The sequence below is a fragment of the Arthrobacter bambusae genome (genome assembly GCF_030812595.1).
Taxonomy (GTDB): Bacteria; Actinomycetota; Actinomycetes; order Actinomycetales; family Micrococcaceae; genus Arthrobacter; species Arthrobacter bambusae_B.
Genome location: NZ_JAUSSZ010000001.1, coordinates 342,080 through 361,905, shown reverse-complemented (window position 1 = coordinate 361,905; position 19,826 = coordinate 342,080). Strand labels below are relative to the sequence as shown.

Here is a 19,826-nt window from a genome sequence, read left to right as displayed (position 1 = left end):
TTGGTCTTACCGGGCGGCGCCGTCGCGACTGCTGCTGCTCCCCGGTTATACGGGGGCCTCCTGCTCATTTTTGCTCCCGTCGTTCGGTTGAGCACCTTCACTTTCCTGGGGATCTCATGTCATCAAGCAACTCCTCCGTTGTTCTTTCCAACCTTTCTTTCGCATGGCCGGACGGTGAGCTGGCAATCCCCAGCATCACGGGAAGCTTCTCCTCTGGTCGAACCGGGCTCGTCGGCACCAACGGCGCCGGAAAGTCGACTCTCTTACGCCTCATCGCCGGTGAGCTCACCCCGACCGGCGGTACTCTGAACGTGACCGGCGAAGTCGGGTATCTCCCGCAAACGCTTACCTGGCACGATTCGACCACGATGGCGGACCTCCTCGGCATCGCCCCGATCGTTGATGCGATCCGGGCGATTGAGGGCGGGGACGTCGATGAGCGTCATTTCGACACCATAGGCGACGACTGGGACATCGAGGCGCGGGCCGATGAACAACTCCGCCGCCTGGGATTCACGGTCCAGGACCTCGACCGAAGCGTCAGCCAGCTCTCCGGAGGCGAAGTGATGCTCATCGCGATCACGGGCCTCAAGGTACGGCGCCTGCCTATTACCCTCCTCGACGAGCCCAGCAACAACCTCGATCGGGAAGCGAAGGCGACTCTGGCGCTCTTGATCGAGGAATGGCCCGGCACGCTCATTGTTGTCAGCCACGACCTGGACCTACTCGACCGGATGGACCAGACCGCCGAGCTGTACGCTGGGCGGCTCGCGGTCTTTGGCGGCCCATACTCTGAGTGGAAGGAAAATCTCGATCGGGAGCAGGCAGCCGCTGTGCAGTCCTCCCAGGCGGCCGACCACGCAGTCAAAGTGGAGAGACGGCAGCGCGCCGAGGCGGAGAGCAAGCTTGCGAAGCGGTCGAAAACGGCCAGGACTGCTAATGAGAAAAAGCGTGGGTCGAAAATCCTGATGAATGGGCTAGCCTCGCGTGCCGAGAACTCCGCGGGAAAGCTCCGCATGGGCCTCGACGACAAGCTCGGAGCGGCCCAGGCATCCCGTGAGGAGGCCGCAGCGCGTGTCCGGCCTGATCAGAAAATCAGCTTGCAGCTCCCCGACCCAGGCGTTCCCGCCAGCCGACGCGTCGCCGAACTCCAAGGGACGAACCGCCTGATCATCATCCAGGGACCGGAACGCGTAGCTCTCATCGGTCCCAATGGGGTCGGCAAGACGACTTTTCTCGAGAACCTCGTCCGCGGTAACCCCAATGAACCGGGGCGCGCACACGGAATTCTCCACGCCGACCGGGTCGGCTATCTCAGCCAACGCCTGAATGGTCTCGACGACACCGCAACCGTGCTCGAGAATATTCGGATGGTCGCACCGCAAGTACCCGACGCGCAGATACGCAACCAGCTCGGACGCCTCCTCATCAAAGGAGACAACGTCAACCGCCCCATTTCGACACTCTCAGGTGGCGAACGGTTTCGTGTGTCGCTCGCGAGCTTGCTATTCGCGGATCCGCCCGCACAGCTCCTCGTCCTGGACGAACCAACGAACAACCTCGATGCGGTGAGCGTTGAGCAGCTGGTCGAGGCCCTGAACAGCTACCGCGGCGCCATCGTTCTCGTCAGCCATGACGACCGGTTCCTTGCCCGGCTCAGGCTCACCAGGATTCTCGCGCTCGACGCCGCTGGCCGGTTCGAGGACGTAGACGGCTGATCCGAATGGTCTGTCTCCCGGAATGGAGTGATGTCCCGTGAATGCCATTGAGGCTCGCGGCTTAAGCAAGCGCTTCGGCAAGCGCGCCGCCGTCGATGGCCTGACCATGTCCATACCTGCCGGGTCGATCACGGGCTTCATCGGCCCCAACGGGGCAGGGAAGACGACCACTCTCCGCCTCCTCCTGGGGCTCGTGCGGCCCGACTCCGGTACCGCTTTTGTGCTGGGCTCACCCCTGACCCAGCCCTCCCGTTACCTTCCGCGGGTTGGAGCACTCGTCGAGGCCCCGGCCTTCTATCCGAGTCTGTCCGGGCGGACCAACCTTGAGGTACTCGCCCGCCTCGGCGGCTACCCAGGCTCCCGCGTCGACGAACTGCTGGAAACGGTGGACCTCGCCGACCGGGCACGTGACCGGGTCGGAACGTATTCACTGGGCATGAAGCAACGGCTCGGTGTGGCGATCGCCCTGCTTCCTGACCCCGAGCTGCTTATTCTCGATGAGCCGGCCAACGGTCTCGATCCTCTGGGCATCATCGAAATACGCGGGCTGCTGCGCCGCCTGCGCGAAGCGGGGAAGACCATTCTGCTCAGCAGCCACCTGCTCGGAGAACTGGAACAAGTCACGGACTGGCTGGTTATGCTTCACGAGGGCAAAGCCCTGTTCTGCGGCCCGGCCCGGGACCTGCTCGCCCTGCGCGTCGAACTGGTCATCGAAGCCCGAGATCCTGCCCGGCGCGAATTGGTAACCAGGATCGCCAACGCGTCGGGCTATGCATGCACACAGGACGACGACGCCCTGCGCATCTCCTGTGCCGCCGGTTTCGCCCAGATCTTGAATCGGCAGGCCGGGGAAGCCGGGGTGACAGATCTGGCCATCCAGGTCAAAGACGCCAGTCTCGAACAGCTGTTCCTCGCCCTGGTGAAAGGAGACGTCCATGACCTCGGTCGTCCGCGCATTCCGTAGCGAAGTCCTGAAATTCCGCCGCTGGAGTGTTCTGGCAGGTGCCGGTGCGATGCTCGGCGCGAGCACCTTCATCGCCTACTTGACCTTCCACCAGATCGCGTCCGGAGCCACCGGCCACGAGATGACCGGCCTCATCGCGGCGTTCCACACCCCTGAGGGATTGGTTGCCGTCATCGGCCAAGCCCGATCCCTGATCATTGCTATCGCCCTCATTCTGGTGAGCGCCAACCTCGCGGCGGAATGGACCCAGGGGACGCTCCGCAACCTGCTGGTGCGCCAGCCGAACCGCCTTGCGTGGCTGGCCGGCAAGATGCTCGCCGTCGTGCTCTTCGTCTTGCTCTCCATGCTGCTCACCCTGGCTGCCAGCAGCACCCTGATCCTCATACTTGCCCCGGGCCAGGGCGTCCAGACCACGGCCTGGACCTCGGCCGAAGGGCTGCGCGTCTTCGCGGAGTTCCTCGTCAACGAGGCACTCTGCCTCATCGGCGTCAGCACCCTGGGCATGCTCATCGCCGTGCTGACCCGTTCAGTCGCCTCCGCTGTGGGAATCGGCCTGGCCTACATCCTGGTGTTCGAGGGGATCATTGCCGTCGTCGCTCCGCAGGTGTCCCAATGGTTTCCAGGCCGGGTGTTCAACACCATCGTCGGAGCCGCGGTACCGCTCGTAGGACCCACACCGGCCCAAGGCTATCCGGCGGCACTTCTGACGGGCGTGTTGTGGATCGTGGGCTTTGTCGTGGTCAGCGCTCTCGCCCTTCCGCGGCAGGACATCAAGGCGTAACAGCGGGGAATAGCCCCCGTGCGGGCGTCGCAGGTCGAAGATGCCCGGGCACAGATCGTGCGCTCCATCCGCGAGGAAACTTCCAACGGAACCATGGATATACGACGCGCCGACGAGGAGGACTACATCGACTGACACCGCCCGGCATGAAGGGGTAACCAGGAGTTAATCCGTTGGCGGTCCGTCGCTTGAACGGTTTTCATTGGCTAGCCTCGGGCGGCCCCGAAGCTGGATCCATGACAGATGACAAAGAAATCTTTAGTTTCGGATTCTCGCGCCGCGGTTTCTTCACGGCCGCCGCAGCGGCTGGCGCCACCGCCGTTTGGGCAGGCGCAACCCCGGCGTCAGCTGATGAGACCAAGCCGAAACTCCCCGCCGCAGCCGGCGACCCGCTGACCACACCGGTTGTGAATGGCCTGCATCTGCAGTTCGGTGCCGATGCTTCCAGCGAAGTTGTGGTGTCGTGGCACACCTTGCAGCCGGTCCGGAACGCCCGGGCGATGCTCGGCGAAACCGATGGAACCTATGGACGGAGTCAGGCCGCCGTAGAAACCAGCTACGTCGATGCCAAATCCGGTCAAAGGGTGTACGCGCACCACGCGAAACTCAGCGGACTCGATCCGTCCCATGACTATGTGTACGCAGCCATCCACGAGGGTGCGCAGCCAGAGTTTGGTTCCTTCCGGACCGGCCCGCGCGGACGCGGGAAGATCACCTTCACGAGTTTTGGCGACCAAGGCACCCCCACGCTCGGAAAGAAATCAAGCTCCGGGTCAGGAACGCAGCAGTGGGTCAACGACAACCTCGGTTCCCCTGCAGCCGGCGACATGCCGGCCGGCGTCGAACGCGTCCAGCCTCTGTTCCACCTGTTCAATGGCGATCTCTGCTACGCCAATATCTCAGAGAACCGGGTGCGGACCTGGACCGACTTCTGGGATAACAACTCACGTAGCGCCCGTCACCGGCCCTGGATGCCCGCAGCCGGGAACCATGAGAATGAGCACGGTAACGGGCCCATCGGATACGCCGCCTACCAGACATATTTCTCCGTCCCACCGCAGCCGGGCCAAACCGAGGTCACCCGCGGCCTCTGGTATTCCTTCACCGCGGGTTCAGTGCGAATCATCAGCCTCGCCAATGACGACGTCTGCTATCAAGACGGCGGCAACAGCTACGTCCGCGGCTACTCGCAAGGCGCCCAGAAGGCGTGGCTCGAGAAGGAACTCAGCGCGGCGAGGTCGGACAGGAACATCGACTGGGTGATCGTCTGCATGCATCAAGTTGTCATCAGCACAGCTGGATCCTTCAACGGAGCCGACCTTGGCATCCGGCAGGAATGGGTACCCCTTTTTGACAAGTACGGCGTGGACCTCGTTGTTTGCGGGCACGAGCACCACTACGAACGCTCCCACCCCATCCGCGGCCAACAAGACAACGCAACACTGACCCCTATTCCGGCGGATACGCGCACCGACGTCATCGATACCACCAAGGGCACGGTACACATGGTCCTCGGCGGGGGCGGAACGTCCGTACCGTCGAACCAGTTGTTTTACAACCCTCCCTCATGCCGGGTCATCACCGGCGTCGGCCCAGCCGACCCGGCAACACAAAAGCGGCCAGCGGTCTATGTGCAGGAAGACGCTCCTTGGTCGGCACATCGGGATGCAGCCAACTCCTATGGTTTCGCTGCCTTCACGGTCGACCCCGGCACCGAACCCGGGGGGACGACGAAGATCGAGGTCACGTATTACAACGTAACCGGTCCCCAGGGACAGCTCGCATCCTTCGAATCCTTCACGCTCCAGCGGCCACGCTCGGATTCACACCAACCGGGAGGCAGCGAGAACAAGGGCCGAGGCTAAGGTGCTCAGCTGAGTTCCCAGAAGAAGCCTGGTTCCAGCCGACGACGGCGGCCGGCCTGCGGGCAGCACCTCACCGGCGCCTCTTGGCCCAGGAGAGGGAACGCTTGAAGCGACCGGTTCGGGCTGCCCGCTTCTGGGCGCTCCCGGCCCCGTCGGGATGGGCAGGATCATCCACTACGACGTAGTTGATCCTCTTCCTGTGCCGGTGCCCTAATCGACGCGGGGTGTGCCCTAAGCGACGCGGGACCAACCCAAGCGGGGGCAGCCCGAGAGCTTTCCGCCTGAGCGTAACCCTGATGTTGACAATGACCAGATAGAAAAAGAAACCCAGTGACGGGACGAGCAAGACGAATATCCACGGTACGTTGTTACCCACGGCCCTGCCTCCTGCGCCCAGTTTCTGACCCGCGACCCTCGAAGTCAACACGAACATCCGGGGCCCGGGCGGAGAGGGCCGCTGTTGGGCACGGCTGTCGGATCGACGTCGCCGAGGGCATGTCGCCTATTGCGGTTTCCCGGTTGTGGCTGCGGGCGTAGGCTGACCGTTGACAGCATTCAACGGCGAGGAGACAACGATGATGTCCACGAGCAAAGGCGGCACTGCCGCGAAGAAAGCCGCGCTTGCTGCCCAGGACCGTGCGGAAGAATGGATCAATCAAATAGTCGGGAACCCTCCGCCGCAGGCCCAGGGCGCGGCCCGGTGGGCTTGGTCCCGGCTCGACAAGGCCCACGTCCCCGATGTCCTTCACGATGCGGTTCTCACCCTGACGGGAAACAGGAAGGCGGCCAACAGGGCGCGGAAAGCCGCGACGCGCGCCGTGCGGCGTGCGGGACGCAAACTCACGGCTTCGGAGCGCACGTCCGGGAAGACGCTGCTTGTTTCGGCTCTCATCGCGGCCGCGGTGGCTGTTGCTATCGTCCTGGTTGTAAGGAGGGCACCTGTCCCCCGGGAGGCTCAGGAAGGCGGGGCGGAGCCGCCTGCACCGGTCGTCTGAGTTACCGTGGTGACGGGCACGCCCAAGTGGAGCGAGATCGATCTCGGCATGCCGGGATCGTGAACCGGCATCACTCCTAAGCTCCGATAGTGTGGGTCCCATGCCCATCGAAATCCCTGCTGCGGAAGGCACCGCAGAGGCCCTCGTCGCCCGCCCGTCCACCACAACCGGCCCCGTTCCCGGCGTCATCCTCTACATGGACGCCTTCGGTCTGCGCCCCAGGATCCAGGAAATGGCCCAGCGCATCGCAGTCTGGGGCTACGTGGTGCTGGCGCCGAACGTTTTCTACCGTGAAGGATCCATGGCCGAGCTCGCCCCGGCCGTGGACATGTCCACCCAGGAAGGCAGGGAGGCTGCAGGCAAGGCCGCCTTCCCCCGGGTTGGCCGCCTGACGCCGGACAAGGCGCTGCCGGACATCAATGCGTGGGTGTCCGCACTTGCCGGGCTCGACGGCGTAGCTCCCGGCCCCATCGGTACCACCGGTTACTGCATGGGCGCCCGATTGGCCGTCCGCACCGCCACGTCCCACCCTGACGTGGTGGCAGCGTGCGGAGGGTTCCACGGCGGCGGCCTGGCCACGGACGAGCCGGACAGCCCGCACCTGGAACTTGGCAACGCTCGGGCCCGGTTCGTCTTCGGCCATGCGGACCATGACCGGAGCATGGCACCGGAAGCCGTCGCCCGGCTCGGCGAAGCCCTGCAGGCCGCAGGGCTTGAGGCCTCCAACGAAATTTATGCAGGGGCGCCGCACGGTTACACCATGGCCGACACTTCCGCCTTCAACCCGGCGGCAACCGAGCGGCACTTCGAGGAACTGAAGGCGCTGCTCGACGCGACGCTGAAGGGCTGAGCTCCCTCGGCGCAGCACGCCTCACGTGTTTCGAGTAACGGGGTCCGTATCACTCGATGAAGCTGGCAAAGTATGCCGCGGCCATGTCCTCGTCGCCGCGTCCCGCGTCAGTGACGCGACCCAGTCTTGCTGACCCCGCCTCAGCGAGGTCTAGCCGGATACCGTTTGCATGGGCGGCGTCGACAATGAGGCGTGCGTCTTTTGCGGCGGTCTTGGCAGCGAACGACGCCGGAGTGAGCGCGTCGTCGAGGATGAGTCCGGCCTTCAGGCGAAGGTAGGGCATGTCGAGTCCGCCACCGCCGATGGCATCGAAGAAGGATTGTGGGTCGACGCCGAGTGCCTGGGCAAGTGCGATGGTCTCTCCTGCAGCATTGGTGGCCGCGATGACCCAACTGTTGGCGACGAGCTTCAGACGAGTCCCGGTGCCGGCGGCACCATCCTCCCCGGTCCAGACGGTCCGGGCGCCGATCGCGTCGAACACGGGTCCAATGCTCGAACGAACCTGGGTGGGTCCGGCGGCGAGGATGGTAAGTTGACCCTTTTCGGCAGGCTGTCGGGTGCCAAGCACCGGCGCGTCGACGAATGTGAGGCCGTACTCGGCAGCGAGTTCGCCCAGCGCTCCGACGTCATCGATCCCGACGGTGGTGGACTGAATCCATACGCCACCCGCCTTGATTCCCGGATGCGCGGCGTCCATTGCAGCGCGTACCGCGTCGGCGTCGTAGAGCATCGTCACGATGACGTCGGCGTCGGTAACGGCTTCCGCGGCGGTGGCCGTGACTGTGATGCCGTCATTTCGGAGCGGTTCGGCCTTTTGCAAGGTGCGGTTCCAAGCGCGGACGGTAATACCTGCCCGGCGGATGGACCGGGCCATGGCCGCGCCCATGATCCCGGTGCCGAGGACGGCGACTGTCGGCGTGCCCGTTGAGCTCATCGCGGTGTTGCGGATGCTGGTTTGTTCGGGTTCAGACATGGGGTCATCTTATACACGCGCCGCATCCCCAGGGAGGACCGTCGGCTGACCGTCTCAACGCCCTCCTCGGCTAATTGTTAATATGCGGGCTTGTTTTTTGTGGCGTTCGTGATTTCAGTGGGGATTGAGGCATAGCTTTGAACCGACGACGGTGGCCGGATGGGTGTCACCGGCCACGAGAGGACCAATAAATGCCAGAAGATGCGATGTTTTCCTCAGGGCTGTTGAGCCGACGTGGGGCGCTTACCCTCGGACTGGGCGCCCTCGGTGCCGGTGCCCTGGCCGGCTGCGGCGGCACGCCGACGCTTCCGGCGCCGTCGGGCTCTGCCGGGTCCAGCGTGGCGGGAAGCGGTTCCGTCATCGATCTGGCCGCCTTCGACGCCGTGCTGGCCAAAGGCGCCGTCGCCCCGGATTCAATAGTGCAGGCCAGCGCCTGGGCCAAGGCCATCAAGGCCAAGGGCCAGCTAATGCGGGGCGGCACAGATACATCCGTGCTCTTTTCCTTGCGGGACCCCGCCACGGGAAAGGTGGCCGGTTTTGATGCCGGCCTGTCACAGCTGCTCGCCAAGTACATCATCGGTGAGCCCAAGGAGAACCTCTCCCAGGTCACCGTGGACACGCGAGAGACGGTGCTGCAGAACAATTCGGTGGACGTTATCTTTGCCACCTACTCCATAACGCCCAAGCGTGCCGAGAAGGTGGACTTCGCCGGCCCGTACTATGAGTCCAAGTCGGCCATCTTGGTCAAGGCGGACAACACCTCCATCAAGTCTGTGGCGGACCTGGCTGGCAAAACGGTAGCAACCGAGAGCGCGTCCACCGGCGTTACCCTCCTTAAGGACGTGGCCCCGCAGGCCAACGTCCAGACCTTCGACGACAACCCCAAGTGCCTGGCGGCGGTCCAGCAAGGCCGGGTGGAGGCTTACGTCATCGACCAGTCCATCCTGCTGTCTGATGCTGCCAAGAACAAGGACGTGAAAATCGTAGGCGACACCTTTGGCAACAGCGACAAATACGGCATAGGGCTGCACAAGGGTACGGACGCGCTTGCGTTCGTCAACGCATGGCTGAAAATTGTAGAGTCCGACGGCTCCTGGGATGCCTTGTGGAAAGCCACCGTGGGCCAAGTGCTCAAGACAGATCCCCCGAAACCACCTGCCATCGGCGCCTGAGGCCTCGCCAATGGATCAGTTGTTCACCACGTACCTTGGTGACCTGCTGGCCGGACTCTGGATGACGGTGCGCCTGACCGCCGTCGCTTTCCTCGGTTCGCTGGTCGTCGGTACGGCAATCGCCGCATGCCGCGTCAGCCCCATCCTGCCGCTCCGTGCGTTCGGGCGGCTGTACGTGGAACTTTTCGTCAACATTCCACTAATCAGTCTCTTGGTGGTGGTGACCTTCGGCCTCCCGGACATTGGAATCACGTTCGATCTGTTCACCTGCGCGGCTCTCTCCATGATCCTGCTGGGGGCCGCGTTCACTTGTGAAGCCATCAGGACCGGCATCAATGCGGTGTCGGTGGGCCAGGTCGAGGCCGCCCGCTCCATCGGCCTGGACTTCTTCGGAGTGCTCCGCTTCGTGCTGTTTCCCCAGGCCTTCCGCAGCGTGATCCAGCCGATCGTCAATGTGTTCATCGGCATCCTTCTCAGCTCATCCCTTGCTGGCGTCATAGGGGTGAAGGACCTGACCCTCCAGGTTTCGGAGATCAACAACGAAGCGGCGCTCGGGCTGACCACGTATCTCCTGGCCGCCGTCGCCTATGTGGTCATTTCCCTGCTGGCCGGTGGTCTGGGAGCCCGGCTGGAACAACGGCTGCGGGTTCGGCGATGAAAGGATTCCAGCCATGAGCACCCAAGACAGTCTCTTCGACGCGGCCGGCCCGAGGGCACGGCGGCGGATCCGCATCCTCACGGTGCTGAGCCTTGTTGTTATCGCCTGCCTCGTGTGGGCGGTGCTGCTGCGTTTCGGCCAGGCGGGGCAGCTTGCCGCCGACCGCTGGGCTGAATTCACGCAGGGACCGTACCTGCTCTTCCTGCTCGCCGGGCTCGGCAATACCGTGGCCGCTGCGGCTGCGTCCGCAGTTCTTGCGCTGCCCCTTGGGCTGCTCCTCGCGCTCGGCAGGCTGTCGTCGCGCACGCCACTTCGGCGACTTTCCACAGGGTGGATCGAATTCTTCCGCTCGGTACCGCTGCTCCTGGTGGTCTACATCTTTGTCAGTGGCCTTCCCCAATACGGGATCAACCCGGATATCTTCTGGAAGCTCGTCATCCCGATCACGCTGTGCAGTTCTGCGGTTATGGCCGAGATCTTCCGGGCCGGGATCATTGCGCTCCCGGCCGGCCAGAGCGAAGCTGGAATGAGCGTGGGCCTGTCCCAGAGCCAGCTCATGCGCAGCATCGTTCTTCCCCAAGCCGTCAGGATTGTGGTCCCGTCCATGGTGGCGCAGCTGGTGGTGCTGCTCAAAGACACCACCCTGGGCTACGCCGTCAGCTATCCGGAACTGATGAAGACCTCCAATAATCTCACCGCCTACACCAACCACCTGATCCAGACGTACCTGATTATCGCGGCGGTCTATGTGGTCACCAATGTCCTGATTTCCCATCTGGCCCGGTATCTTGAGCGCCGGATGTCCGGACGGCCCGCCCGGATCGCACAGGAGGCCCTGGAAGTAGGCATCGGCTGAGCGACAGCCTCGGCGCGCTGCCAGCTATCTCGTCGGACATTCCGGTTCGGCCGCATCGGGGTTTGCGCGGGGTGGCCGGTTATCCACTAACTGATGGTTCCTGTTTCGCAGGCGTTTCAGCCGAGATCCTGGATGCGGTTGCACGGGTCCTGCGGTTGGACGAGGCGGAGACGCAGCATCTTGCACGATCTCGCCCGGACGGCAGCCCTGTCACCGGTCCGGCCTCAGGCATCTGTGCGCGCACCGACGGCTAGCGGCGTGAGGCCCTCGCTGCAGGCATTCCTGGACGCCCACCTCGCCCTCTCCGAACGGCTCCCCGAGAACGACGGCGCGACCGTCACCTGGGGCGAGCACGTCACGAACGAAGAGTACCGGCGCGCGCGGAAGCGCGCGCTCCAGCAAGATAGCTAATCGATCCGATCAGGAAGGAGAAGTTTCATGACCGCACCATCAAGGCCGTGCTGCCGGGAATGCGCGCCCGTCGCTCCGGGACGATCGTCAACCTGTCCTCCATTGGCGCCCGCATTTGCCCGGAAGGCTCCGGCTACTACTCCGCGGTGAAAGCCGCGATCGAGGCGCTCACATTGTCGCTGCGCAAAGAGGTCGCACCTTTGGGCATCCGCGCGATCGCCGTCGAGCCCGGCGCGTTCCGCACCGACTTCGCCGGCCGCTCCCTCACCCAGGCCGCCGAACCGATCGCCGACTACGCCGAAACAGCCGGAAAGCGCCGCAAGGAACACGACACGGTGCACGGCACCCAGAATGGCGACCCCGCGAAGGCGGCTGCAGCGCTCATCAAGGTCGTCGAGTCCGAGGACGCCCCCTACCTGTTGCTGCTCGGAAACGACGCCTCGAACGCTTTCCGTGCTGCACGGGACGCGTTGCGGGCGGACGCCGACACCTGGGAGCCGCTCAGCCGCAGCACCGACTTCGATGCCTGACGGTGGTCCAGGCGCGGCACCGTCACCGCGCTTGTTGGGCTTTGGCCCTCGGCCCGGTGCCTGAGCTGTAGACTCTTTCGTCTCTTGCGCCGGCCAGGATCTTCTGGATGCGCTGGTACGACACTCCGAACACCTCTGCGATTTCCGGCGGGGTAACCCCTTCAGCCATCAGTCCAAGGACCGCTTCCACGCGCCGTCGCCCGGCCTCATTCAACAGCTCGTCGGCCCGGACCTTCAAGGACTCGGCCCGCACCCAGGAGAGGATGCCCGGGCGGTCGGCTTCGTACGCGACGTCGAAAACCAGCCGCTCGCCTCCTACCTGCAGAACCTCGGCTAGCTGCTCCGCCAAGGACCGTTGCGCAGCCATCAGGCGCGGTCCAGTGACACTCACGGGCCTCTCCATGTCGCGGACCGTCCACTGCGCACCGTCCCAACTGGCCCTGATCCGAACCGTCAACGGGGACTCGTCGGCCACGCTCCGTCGCGCAAGCCAGTCGCGGAGCCGGACCGGATCGTACCGGGCCGCGCCCCGGTTCCCGGCCAGACGCAGATCAGCAGCCGTACCGTTGAGGGCGTCGGCGAGGACCTTGAAGGACTTCACATCCAGCCCTGCCCGCGTGGCTGCTTGCCGCAAAGTCAGCGGAGCCTCCCGTGACGGCACTCCAGCATCCATCCCATGTCCTCCCCGAAGGCTCAAAGGTTCCTGGTTAGAGCCAACAGCCCACGGGCAAGTAGGGACACGAGTGCCGGGTACTTGATTTTTGGCGGCCCTACGGGCGGAAACACTCAGCCTACTTACTATTCGGGGGCCAGTGTCCTGACGACAGCAGCGGCGCTTGGCGAGGCAGCCGGGATTACCGCTTGCCTCGTGCCGCTGACAGATGGATCAGCCCAGCGCCGCCACTGATTCCAGCGCGTCCCATGCGAAGCTGGCGAGCCAGTGCGTGGACATGAAGTCGCCGCTCTCCAGCCCGCGAAGCCCGGCCTTGAGCATCGGATCAAGTGCCTGACCAAGCACAGCAGTAGCAGCGGAAGCCTCGGCACTGCCGGATCCGCGAAGCGTCGCAATGATGCGGGCGAGCTGCCCGGCGCGGGTCAGATTCAGCCCATGCAGGTGCACCAGGTACCCGTCGGTCTCGTCCGTCACACTGACGGGCTGCAGGATCCGCGACTCCGCTGAGAGTCCCGGCAGGAGCCCGGCGAACCAGGCAGCGAACTCGTCGGCGGACAGAATCCGGCGCATCAGGTCCGCCTCGCTCAGTCCAGCGGAGAGGAAGTCCTGGCCGCTGAGCTCCCAGTCGCCGGGCCAACCGCGGTCGTTGCCAAACCACCCGCGCGCAGCTTCTTCGCATGCCTTGGCTGCATCATCCCGGCCCAGTGACTGGAAGGCATCCAGCATGTACCCCACTCCGAAGGCCGCGTTGGTGTGCAGGCCGTGCCGGACGGGATACTGCGCCTTGGCCAGCCATGCCACGCTGAGCTCCGCCCCAGCATCGACCAGGGGCTCCAGCGCGGTACCCCATTTCCGGATCTGCGGATCATCCGAGGCGGAACACGTTGCCGCCAGCCGCATGAGCCATGCCCACCCGTACGGGCGCTCCCAGGACGGGTTGGCCAGCAGGTAGTCGCGCTCCACCGCCAGCTTGGCCGTGGTCAGGTTGGCGTCCAGCGCTTCCCGCAACGACGCAGCCGTGGGGCCCTCCACCCAAACCTTTGTGCCGCCGTCGGACGCTCCTTCCAAAGCCGAGGCGGAAGCACCGCCGAGCAGGCTCACTCCGAGCCAGTGCATGTGCACGCAGGAGTGCCAGTCGAAGGAGGTATAGAACGCGGGGTGGATCTGCTCCGGAGAGGGCCGGTCGTTAGCGGAAACCTGGGTGTGGTGGGCCGAGTGCGGGAAGGGCTCGGAAAGGTTGCCCAGCACCACGGCAGCGTATCCCGGTGCCGCCTGTGCGCGAAAATCGTTGTCCATGGTGCTCCTTTGCGGGGGTTTAGTGAAAGGCGAGGAAGTACATCAGCCCGATGTTGACTGCCAGCAGCGGGATTGCGGTGCCCACCTGCGCCGTGATGACGCCGTACTTGTTCTCCATTTCCAGCAGCGCGGACGGCACCAGGTTGAAGTTGGCCGCCATGGGGGTGCAGAGTGTCCCGCAGAAGCCGGCGAGCATGCCGATGGCGAAGACGATGGCCGGGTCGCCATGGAATCCCTGCACCAGGACGGGCCAGCCGATTGCGGCCGTCATGATGGGGAACGCGGCGAACCCGTTGCCCATGAGCACGGTGAACAGGAACATGCCCACGCAGTACACGATCACGCCGGCGATCAGCGAGCCCTTGGGAAGCAGCCCGGAGGCGAGCGTGCCCACCGCGGTGCCCACACCGGCCTTGGTGAAGAGGATGCCGAGCGTCGTGAGCATCTGCGGCAGCAGCGCGGCCCAGCCGATCGATTCAAGGATGCGGCGGCTTTCGAAAATGGGCGTCGCCGGGTTCTTGGGCTTGAGGATCAAAAGGGCGACGACGACGGCCGCCACGGCACCGATGGCCAGGGCCACCAGCGTGGTGTTCTTGGGATCGAGCAGCGGCGTGCGGCCGATCACCAGCACCGGCGCTGCCAGCACCAGGATCACCGTGACCAGGGGAAGCGTAAGGGCGGGGATGAAGAGCTTGTTGCCGAAGCGCTTGGCGAACGCCTCCCGCTCCGGGCCGGTGGTGGTGCGGTGTTTGCCGTGGCCCAGCAGGCCGGTGGAGGCAAGGACCACCAGGACCAGGACGGCGATGCCCAGGATCCAGCCCGGCGCGGTGCCCGCCTGGACCCAGGTGCTGTAGAAGAAGCACAGGCCCAGCAGGCCCCAGAAGGCCGAGCTGCCCCAGCGGCGGGGATGGTTGGCGTCGGCGGCAATCAAGGATGCCCACGCGACGAAGAGAATGCCGATCAGCCAGTAAACCGCTTCAACGTTGATCATTTGGCTTCTCCTGCGGATTCTTTCTGGGCGGTGAGCTCGTATTCGCGGTATTCCTTGTCCAATTGCTTGTCCAGGCGCAGCAGCCTGAAGCCGTGGATGAGGAAGGCGGCGATAGCAGTGGGGATGGCCCAGAGCGCCAATTGGAGCGGTTCCAAATGCAGGTGGTAGGTGGTGTCAACGAACGTCGTGATAAGCAGGATGGAGCCGACGGCCACGAAGACGTCCTCACCGAAGAAGACCCCCACGTTGTCAGCGCCTGCGGAGTGGCCCTTGATCTTCTCGCTGATCTTTTCCGGCACATGGCCGTAGCGGCGCAGCGCTGCGCCCTCTGCCATGGGGAACACCAGCGGGCGGACGGTCTGGGCGTGGCCGCCGATGCTGTTCAGGCCGACGGCGGCGGTAATCTGGCGGACTGCCAGGTAGCCGATCAGGACGCGGCCTGCGGTCAGCTTGGCGAGGCGGCCGATGAGGATCTTGGCCTGCTCCTGGAGCCCGAAGAACTCAATGATGCCCACCACCGGCAGCACCGCAACGAAGATGGTGACCGAGCGGCTGTTGGCGAACCCGGTGCCGAACGAGTCAAGGATCTGCGCGGGGTTCATGCCGCCCAGCAGTGCCGTGACAATGCCGGCGACGGTGACGACAATCAGGGGGTTCAGGCGGATGGCAAAGCCAACGATCACCAGGAGGACCCCGATGAGTACAAGCATGGTTATCCCTTCCCAGGGGACCCGTGACGGGTCTGCGAAAGTGGGGGGCCGGCGCGTCCGTGCCCCGGTTGAAGGGTTGGGCGGCGCCGAGGGGCGGGAGCCCCTGTCACGTCAAAGCTGCAGGTTTTAGTGAGCTGCAGAACAACGGTGTGACTTACAGCATACCGTTTTGTTCAACAATCCTACAACCCCTCCCGGGGAAAAGTTTTGGCTAACGCTCGACGGCGGCGAGCAGCTGCGCCTCGGCGCGGTCCAGGTACCCCGCCAGGAAGTCCGCTGCCGCGGCCAGCTTCCCGGCCTCGAGGAGTTCCACGATCTTCGCGTTGTCCTCGACGTAGGGCTCGTGGAAGGCCGGGTTGGCGGCCATGGAGTGGAATACCAACCGCATTTCGGCCAGTACCTGGTCCATGAGGTTGTTGAGCCGCTCGCTGCCGGCGCGCTCTACGATGGCACGGTGGAAGTCCTGGTTGGCACCGGCCATTCCCGGGATATCTCCGTCCACGGCGGCGGCCCTGGCCGCCTTGATGATTCCTGCCAGGGTTTCCATGGAGGCGTCACCGGACCACAGCACAGCGGCCGGCTCGAGGAAGCGGCGCACACGGTAGATCTCCCGGATGTCGTCAGCCGTGGGATGGGCGACGAACACTCCGCGGTTGGGGATGCGCGTGACGATATGCTCCGCGTGGAGCGCGGTGAATGCCTCCCGCAGGGTATTGCGGGACACGCCAAGTGCCTCGCAAAGGGCTTCCTCCGCGAGCTTGGAGCCTGGCTTCAGCTTCCCGGCCTCGATGCGGCTGCGGAGCTGGGCCGCGACCCAGAGGCCCGTTTCGGCGTGCTTTGTGGTCTTGGCCTGGGCTTGGAGATCGGCAAGCACCTCGTCAAACGTCATGGGACCACGATATCGGCCCGGACCGGCGCCACAGCGCCAGCGTCGCGGCTCAACCGATGCTGGTGAGCACCTGGCCGGGCGTTACGGCGTCACCCGCCGCTGCCAACTGCTCACCGAGCGTGCCGGACCGGTGGGCTGCAACGGCCGTCTCCATCTTCATGGCTTCAAGCACCAGCACCGTTTCCCCTTCCTCGACCGACGCCCCGGGCTGGGCCAGCCACTTCACGACGGTGCCCGCCATGGTCGCCAGCAGATCGCCGTCGTTCTCCTCCGCCGGAGTCTCCGTGCCATTGTCCTGGGCCCCGGTACCGGAAGCTCCGGTACCTCGCCGTGCGCCGCCGTCGAGCAGTGCATCCAGCAGCGTCTTGGGAAGACCCAGCTCCATCCGTTTGCCGTCCACCTCGATGCCGATGGTCCGGCGGGGTTCCTCCGGCGCGGCGGGGCTGAAGGCAGGGTCCGCCGCCAGGACCGACGCGAACTCGCTCTCGATCCAGGTGGTGTAAATGTCCAGCCCGTCGGCACGGGTGAAGTCCGGGTCCTGTACCACGGCCCGGTGGAACGCCAGCACGGTGGCCAGGCCTCCGATGCGGAACTCCCGCAGGGCCCGGCGTGCGCGGCGCAGGGCCTGCTGCCGGTCCGCTCCGGTGACCACAAGCTTGGCGAGCAGGGAGTCGAACTGCCCCGGCACCACGGAGCCGGCGCGGACACCGGTGTCCACACGGATCCCCGGCCCGGTGGGCACCTCGAACTCCGTGATAGAGCCCGGGGACGGCAGGAAGCCCCGGCCCGGGTCCTCAGCGTTGATCCGGAACTCGAATGCGTGGCCCCGTGGTTCCGGGTCCTCCAAAACGGGAAGCTTCTCCCCCGCCGCGATGGCCAGCTGCGCGGCCACCAGATCCACGCCCGAGGTCTCCTCGGTGATGGGGTGCTCCACCTGCAGCCGGGTGTTCACCTCCAGGAAGCTCAGGAAACCCGAGCCATCCAGCAGGTACTCCACGGTCCCCGCGCCCACGTATCCGGCCTCGCGGCAGATCGCCTTGGCCGAGGCATGGATGGCAGCGCGTTGTTCGGCGGCAAGGAACGGCGCGGGGGCCTCCTCCACAAGCTTCTGGTGGCGGCGCTGCAACGAGCAGTCGCGGGTTCCCACCACCACCACGTTCCCGTGCATGTCCGCGATGACCTGGGCTTCCACGTGGCGCGGGCGGTCCAGGAACTTCTCCACATAGCACTCACTACGGCCGAAGGCAGCCAAGGATTCACGCACTGCCGAGTCGAAGCTCTCCTCGATGTCGGCCTGGTTCCGGACCACCTTCAGGCCGCGGCCGCCGCCGCCGAAGGCAGCTTTGATGGCGACCGGAAGGCCCACCTGCTCCGCGAAGGCGCGGACCTCGGCCGCGCTGGCCACCGGCCCGTCGCTGCCCGGCGCGAGCGGGGCGCCGGCGCGGACGGCCACCTCTCGGGCGCTGACCTTGTCGCCCAGGAGCCGGATGGTCTCCGGGGAAGGGCCGATCCAGGTCGGGCCGGCGTCGATGACTGCCTGGGCGAAGCCGGCGTTCTCGGACAGGAAGCCGTAGCCGGGGTGGACGGCGTCGGCACCGCTTTTCGCGGCGACGGCGAGGATTTTCTCGATGTCCAGGTAGGTTTCCTGGGGCCTGGAGCCACCCAGCGAGTACGATTCGGTGGCTACTGAGACGTGCAGCGCATCGGCGTCGGGGTCGGCGTAGATGGCCACGCTGTCCAGGCCTGCATCGTCGCAAGCGCGGGCGATCCGGACGGCAATCTCGCCGCGGTTGGCAATGAGGACTTTACGCATGGGAGGTTTCCTTAGGTGTTTCGGGCAGCTCTGCCGGGAACGCCGCCGCGGCGAACCGCACGGTGGTGCCCGGGGGAAGTTGTGCGGCTTTGTCCAGGTCCGCGTGGACGACGACGGCAATCACCGGGTAGCCGCCGGTCACCGGGTGATCGGACAGGAACAGGACCGGCTGGCCTTCCGGAGGCACCTGCACGGCGCCGCGGACGGTTCCTTCGCTGGCCAGTTCGCCGTCGCGGCTGCGGGTGAGTGCCTGGCCGTTCAGCCGCAGTCCGATCCGGTTCGACTGGGGCGTGACGGTCCATTCCTGGGCCAGGAAGGCCTGCAGCATTTCGGCGCTGAACCAGTCCTGCCGGGGTCCGGGAACCACACGCAGCACGATGGCCTGGCTTACGTCCGGGAGGGGCGAGATCTCGGGATGGCCCACGACGCTGCCTGGTTTGGGGGGTCGGACGGTCAGGATAGTGCCCGCTTGAAGCGGTTCGGGGCCGATGCCGGACATGGTGTCCGTGGATCGGCTGCCCAGGGCTTCGGATCCACCGAGTCCGCCGCGGACACCTACGTAGGAGCGCAGGCCCGCAGTGGGGGTGCCCACAGTGAGCCGCTCCCCTGCCAAGAGGGCGAATGGGGCGTCGCACGCCGGGTGCAGGGTCGCCCTCGGCCGCCGCTCATCCGCAGCCTGTTCGTCGTCCGGGCGCGTGACCGTCAGCGGAACGGCTGCTCCGGTGACGGCGATGACCTGGTCGCTGAGGGCAACAAGTTCGAGCCCGCCGAAAAGGAGTTCGATCCCGGCGGCATCCTCCGGATTGCCGACCAGGCGGTTCGCGCGGCGAAGTGCTCCGCGGTCCATGGCGCCGGCGCTGCTCACGCCGAGCGCTGCGTAACCCGGGCGGCCGAGGTCCTGGATGGTGGACTGCAGTCCGGGCTTGCGGACGGCGAGGCCTTCGGTGGCTTGCTCTTCCGCCTCGGCGTCGCTGGGCTTGGGCTTCTGCTGTTGAGTCACGAGCTGTTGAGTCACGGTGGCCTTGGCGCGGACGGCGTGGAACCGGACCGTGTCCCCGGGACGGATCAGCGCAGGGTTCTCCCGGCCGAGGTCCCACATGGCTGCATCGGTCCGGCCGATCAGCTGCCAGCCGCCCGGCGACTGCCGGGGGTAGACCGCCGAGTAGGCGCCGCCCAAGGCGACCGCGCCCGCAGGAACAGCCGTACGCGGCGACCGGCGACGCGGAACCTCCAGGCTGGAATCCTCGCCCGTGAGGTAGGCAAAGCCCGGAGCGAAGCCGGCGAAGGCCGCGGTCCAGAGCTGGCCTGTGTGGGCTGCCACCACTCCCTCGCGGCCCAGCCCGGTGAGGGCCGCCACCTCATCCAGGTCCTCGCCGTCGTACACCACGTCGATGCTGACCAGCGTGCTGTCAGTTTCCACGGGCGCCTCAAGGTCCAAGCCGCGTACATGTGCCGCCAGTGCCTGTATAGCCTGGGGCGAATCCGCCGTGATGAGGACCGTTCCGGCGGCGGCGATGACGTCGATCTGGCCCGGCTGCGGATGCGCGGTGAGCTGCGTCTGGAGGCTGAGGACAGCTTGCAGGGATGGCAGCTCCACCAGGATGGCACGGTCGCCGGCGGCCCTGATCCCGTTTAGGCCGGCGGGTGCGGCGGCTTCGCTTGCTTGCTGCTGTGGGGTCAT

Annotated in this window: 19 protein-coding genes; 11 read left to right on the top strand and 8 right to left on the bottom strand. The window is 65.5% G+C overall.

The features are described 5' to 3' along the window. Positions 1-116 precede the first annotated feature (116 nt). The 6 genes from J2S96_RS01735 (at position 117) to J2S96_RS01710 (ending at position 7,173) form a co-directional block, all read left to right on the top strand. Entirely contained in the window at positions 117-1,718 is a 1,602-nt protein-coding gene (locus tag J2S96_RS01735) for an ABC-F family ATP-binding cassette domain-containing protein (RefSeq protein WP_306859268.1), read from the top strand. A 37-nt stretch (positions 1,719-1,755) separates the two neighbouring features. After that, positions 1,756-2,682, top strand: coding sequence for an ABC transporter ATP-binding protein (locus J2S96_RS01730; protein WP_306859266.1), 927 nt, complete (start codon positions 1,756-1,758; stop codon positions 2,680-2,682). After that, positions 2,654-3,463, top strand: coding sequence for an ABC transporter permease (locus tag J2S96_RS01725; protein WP_306859264.1), 810 nt, complete (start codon positions 2,654-2,656; stop codon positions 3,461-3,463). Before J2S96_RS01730 ends, J2S96_RS01725 begins: the two co-directional genes overlap by 29 nt. 236 nt (positions 3,464-3,699) lie before the next feature. Further along, complete coding sequence (locus J2S96_RS01720) at positions 3,700-5,328, top strand: purple acid phosphatase family protein (RefSeq protein ID WP_306859262.1); 1,629 nt, start codon at positions 3,700-3,702, stop codon at positions 5,326-5,328. A 545-nt stretch (positions 5,329-5,873) separates the two neighbouring features. Then, positions 5,874-6,323 carry a hypothetical protein gene (locus J2S96_RS01715; protein ID WP_306859261.1) on the top strand — a complete coding sequence of 150 codons (450 nt, stop codon included), beginning with the start codon at positions 5,874-5,876 and terminating at the stop codon, positions 6,321-6,323. Between the two features lie 100 nt (positions 6,324-6,423). After that, on the top strand, positions 6,424-7,173 hold the full coding sequence (locus J2S96_RS01710) for a dienelactone hydrolase family protein (protein ID WP_306859260.1): 750 nt from the start codon (positions 6,424-6,426) through the stop codon (positions 7,171-7,173). A 49-nt stretch (positions 7,174-7,222) separates the two neighbouring features. Here the strand turns inward: J2S96_RS01710 and J2S96_RS01705 are convergent, their stop codons facing one another. Continuing rightward, on the bottom strand, positions 7,223-8,146 hold the full coding sequence (locus J2S96_RS01705; protein ID WP_306859258.1) for an NAD(P)-dependent oxidoreductase: 924 nt from the start codon (positions 8,144-8,146) through the stop codon (positions 7,223-7,225). 191 nt (positions 8,147-8,337) lie between these two features. On the opposite strand from J2S96_RS01705, the gene J2S96_RS01700 reads away from it, so the two are divergent. The 5 genes from J2S96_RS01700 (at position 8,338) to J2S96_RS01680 (ending at position 11,773) form a co-directional block, all read left to right on the top strand. After that, positions 8,338-9,318, top strand: coding sequence for a glutamate ABC transporter substrate-binding protein (locus tag J2S96_RS01700; protein WP_306859256.1), 981 nt, complete (start codon positions 8,338-8,340; stop codon positions 9,316-9,318). A gap of 10 nt (positions 9,319-9,328) precedes the next feature. Further along, positions 9,329-9,976, top strand: coding sequence for an amino acid ABC transporter permease (locus J2S96_RS01695; protein ID WP_306859254.1), 648 nt, complete (start codon positions 9,329-9,331; stop codon positions 9,974-9,976). A gap of 13 nt (positions 9,977-9,989) precedes the next feature. After that, a complete protein-coding gene (locus J2S96_RS01690; protein ID WP_306859252.1) occupies positions 9,990-10,832 on the top strand; it encodes an amino acid ABC transporter permease in 843 nt (280 codons plus the stop codon). A gap of 258 nt (positions 10,833-11,090) precedes the next feature. Further along, on the top strand, positions 11,091-11,243 hold the full coding sequence (locus J2S96_RS01685; protein ID WP_306859250.1) for a hypothetical protein: 153 nt from the start codon (positions 11,091-11,093) through the stop codon (positions 11,241-11,243). A 47-nt stretch (positions 11,244-11,290) separates the two neighbouring features. Next, the gene (locus tag J2S96_RS01680; protein WP_306859248.1) at positions 11,291-11,773 is read left to right on the top strand and encodes an SDR family NAD(P)-dependent oxidoreductase; all 483 of its coding nucleotides are present in this window, start codon (positions 11,291-11,293) and stop codon (positions 11,771-11,773) included. Positions 11,774-11,795: 22 nt separating this feature from the next. Here the strand turns inward: J2S96_RS01680 and J2S96_RS01675 are convergent, their stop codons facing one another. The 7 genes from J2S96_RS01675 to J2S96_RS01645 form a co-directional block, all read right to left on the bottom strand. Then, on the bottom strand, positions 11,796-12,446 hold the full coding sequence (locus J2S96_RS01675) for a helix-turn-helix domain-containing protein (protein WP_306859246.1): 651 nt from the start codon (positions 12,444-12,446) through the stop codon (positions 11,796-11,798). Between the two features lie 213 nt (positions 12,447-12,659). Beyond that, positions 12,660-13,742, bottom strand: a complete 1,083-nt coding sequence (locus tag J2S96_RS01670) for a DUF2891 family protein (protein WP_306859244.1) — start codon at positions 13,740-13,742, stop codon at positions 12,660-12,662. A 19-nt stretch (positions 13,743-13,761) separates the two neighbouring features. After that, positions 13,762-14,733: a DUF979 domain-containing protein gene (locus tag J2S96_RS01665; RefSeq protein WP_306859242.1), complete on the bottom strand. Its 972-nt coding sequence runs from the start codon at positions 14,731-14,733 to the stop codon at positions 13,762-13,764. Beyond that, positions 14,730-15,443 (bottom strand): DUF969 domain-containing protein, encoded by a 714-nt coding sequence (locus tag J2S96_RS01660; protein WP_306859240.1) that lies wholly within the window; start codon positions 15,441-15,443, stop codon positions 14,730-14,732. The genes J2S96_RS01665 and J2S96_RS01660 overlap by 4 nt, the downstream gene beginning before the upstream one ends. Positions 15,444-15,654: 211 nt before the next feature. After that, positions 15,655-16,332 carry a GntR family transcriptional regulator gene (locus tag J2S96_RS01655; protein ID WP_306859238.1) on the bottom strand — a complete coding sequence of 226 codons (678 nt, stop codon included), beginning with the start codon at positions 16,330-16,332 and terminating at the stop codon, positions 15,655-15,657. A gap of 49 nt (positions 16,333-16,381) precedes the next feature. Further along, positions 16,382-18,145 (bottom strand): acetyl/propionyl/methylcrotonyl-CoA carboxylase subunit alpha, encoded by a 1,764-nt coding sequence (locus J2S96_RS01650; RefSeq protein WP_306859236.1) that lies wholly within the window; start codon positions 18,143-18,145, stop codon positions 16,382-16,384. Then, entirely contained in the window at positions 18,138-19,826 is a 1,689-nt protein-coding gene (locus J2S96_RS01645; RefSeq protein WP_306859234.1) for a 5-oxoprolinase/urea amidolyase family protein, read from the bottom strand. The genes J2S96_RS01650 and J2S96_RS01645 overlap by 8 nt, the downstream gene beginning before the upstream one ends.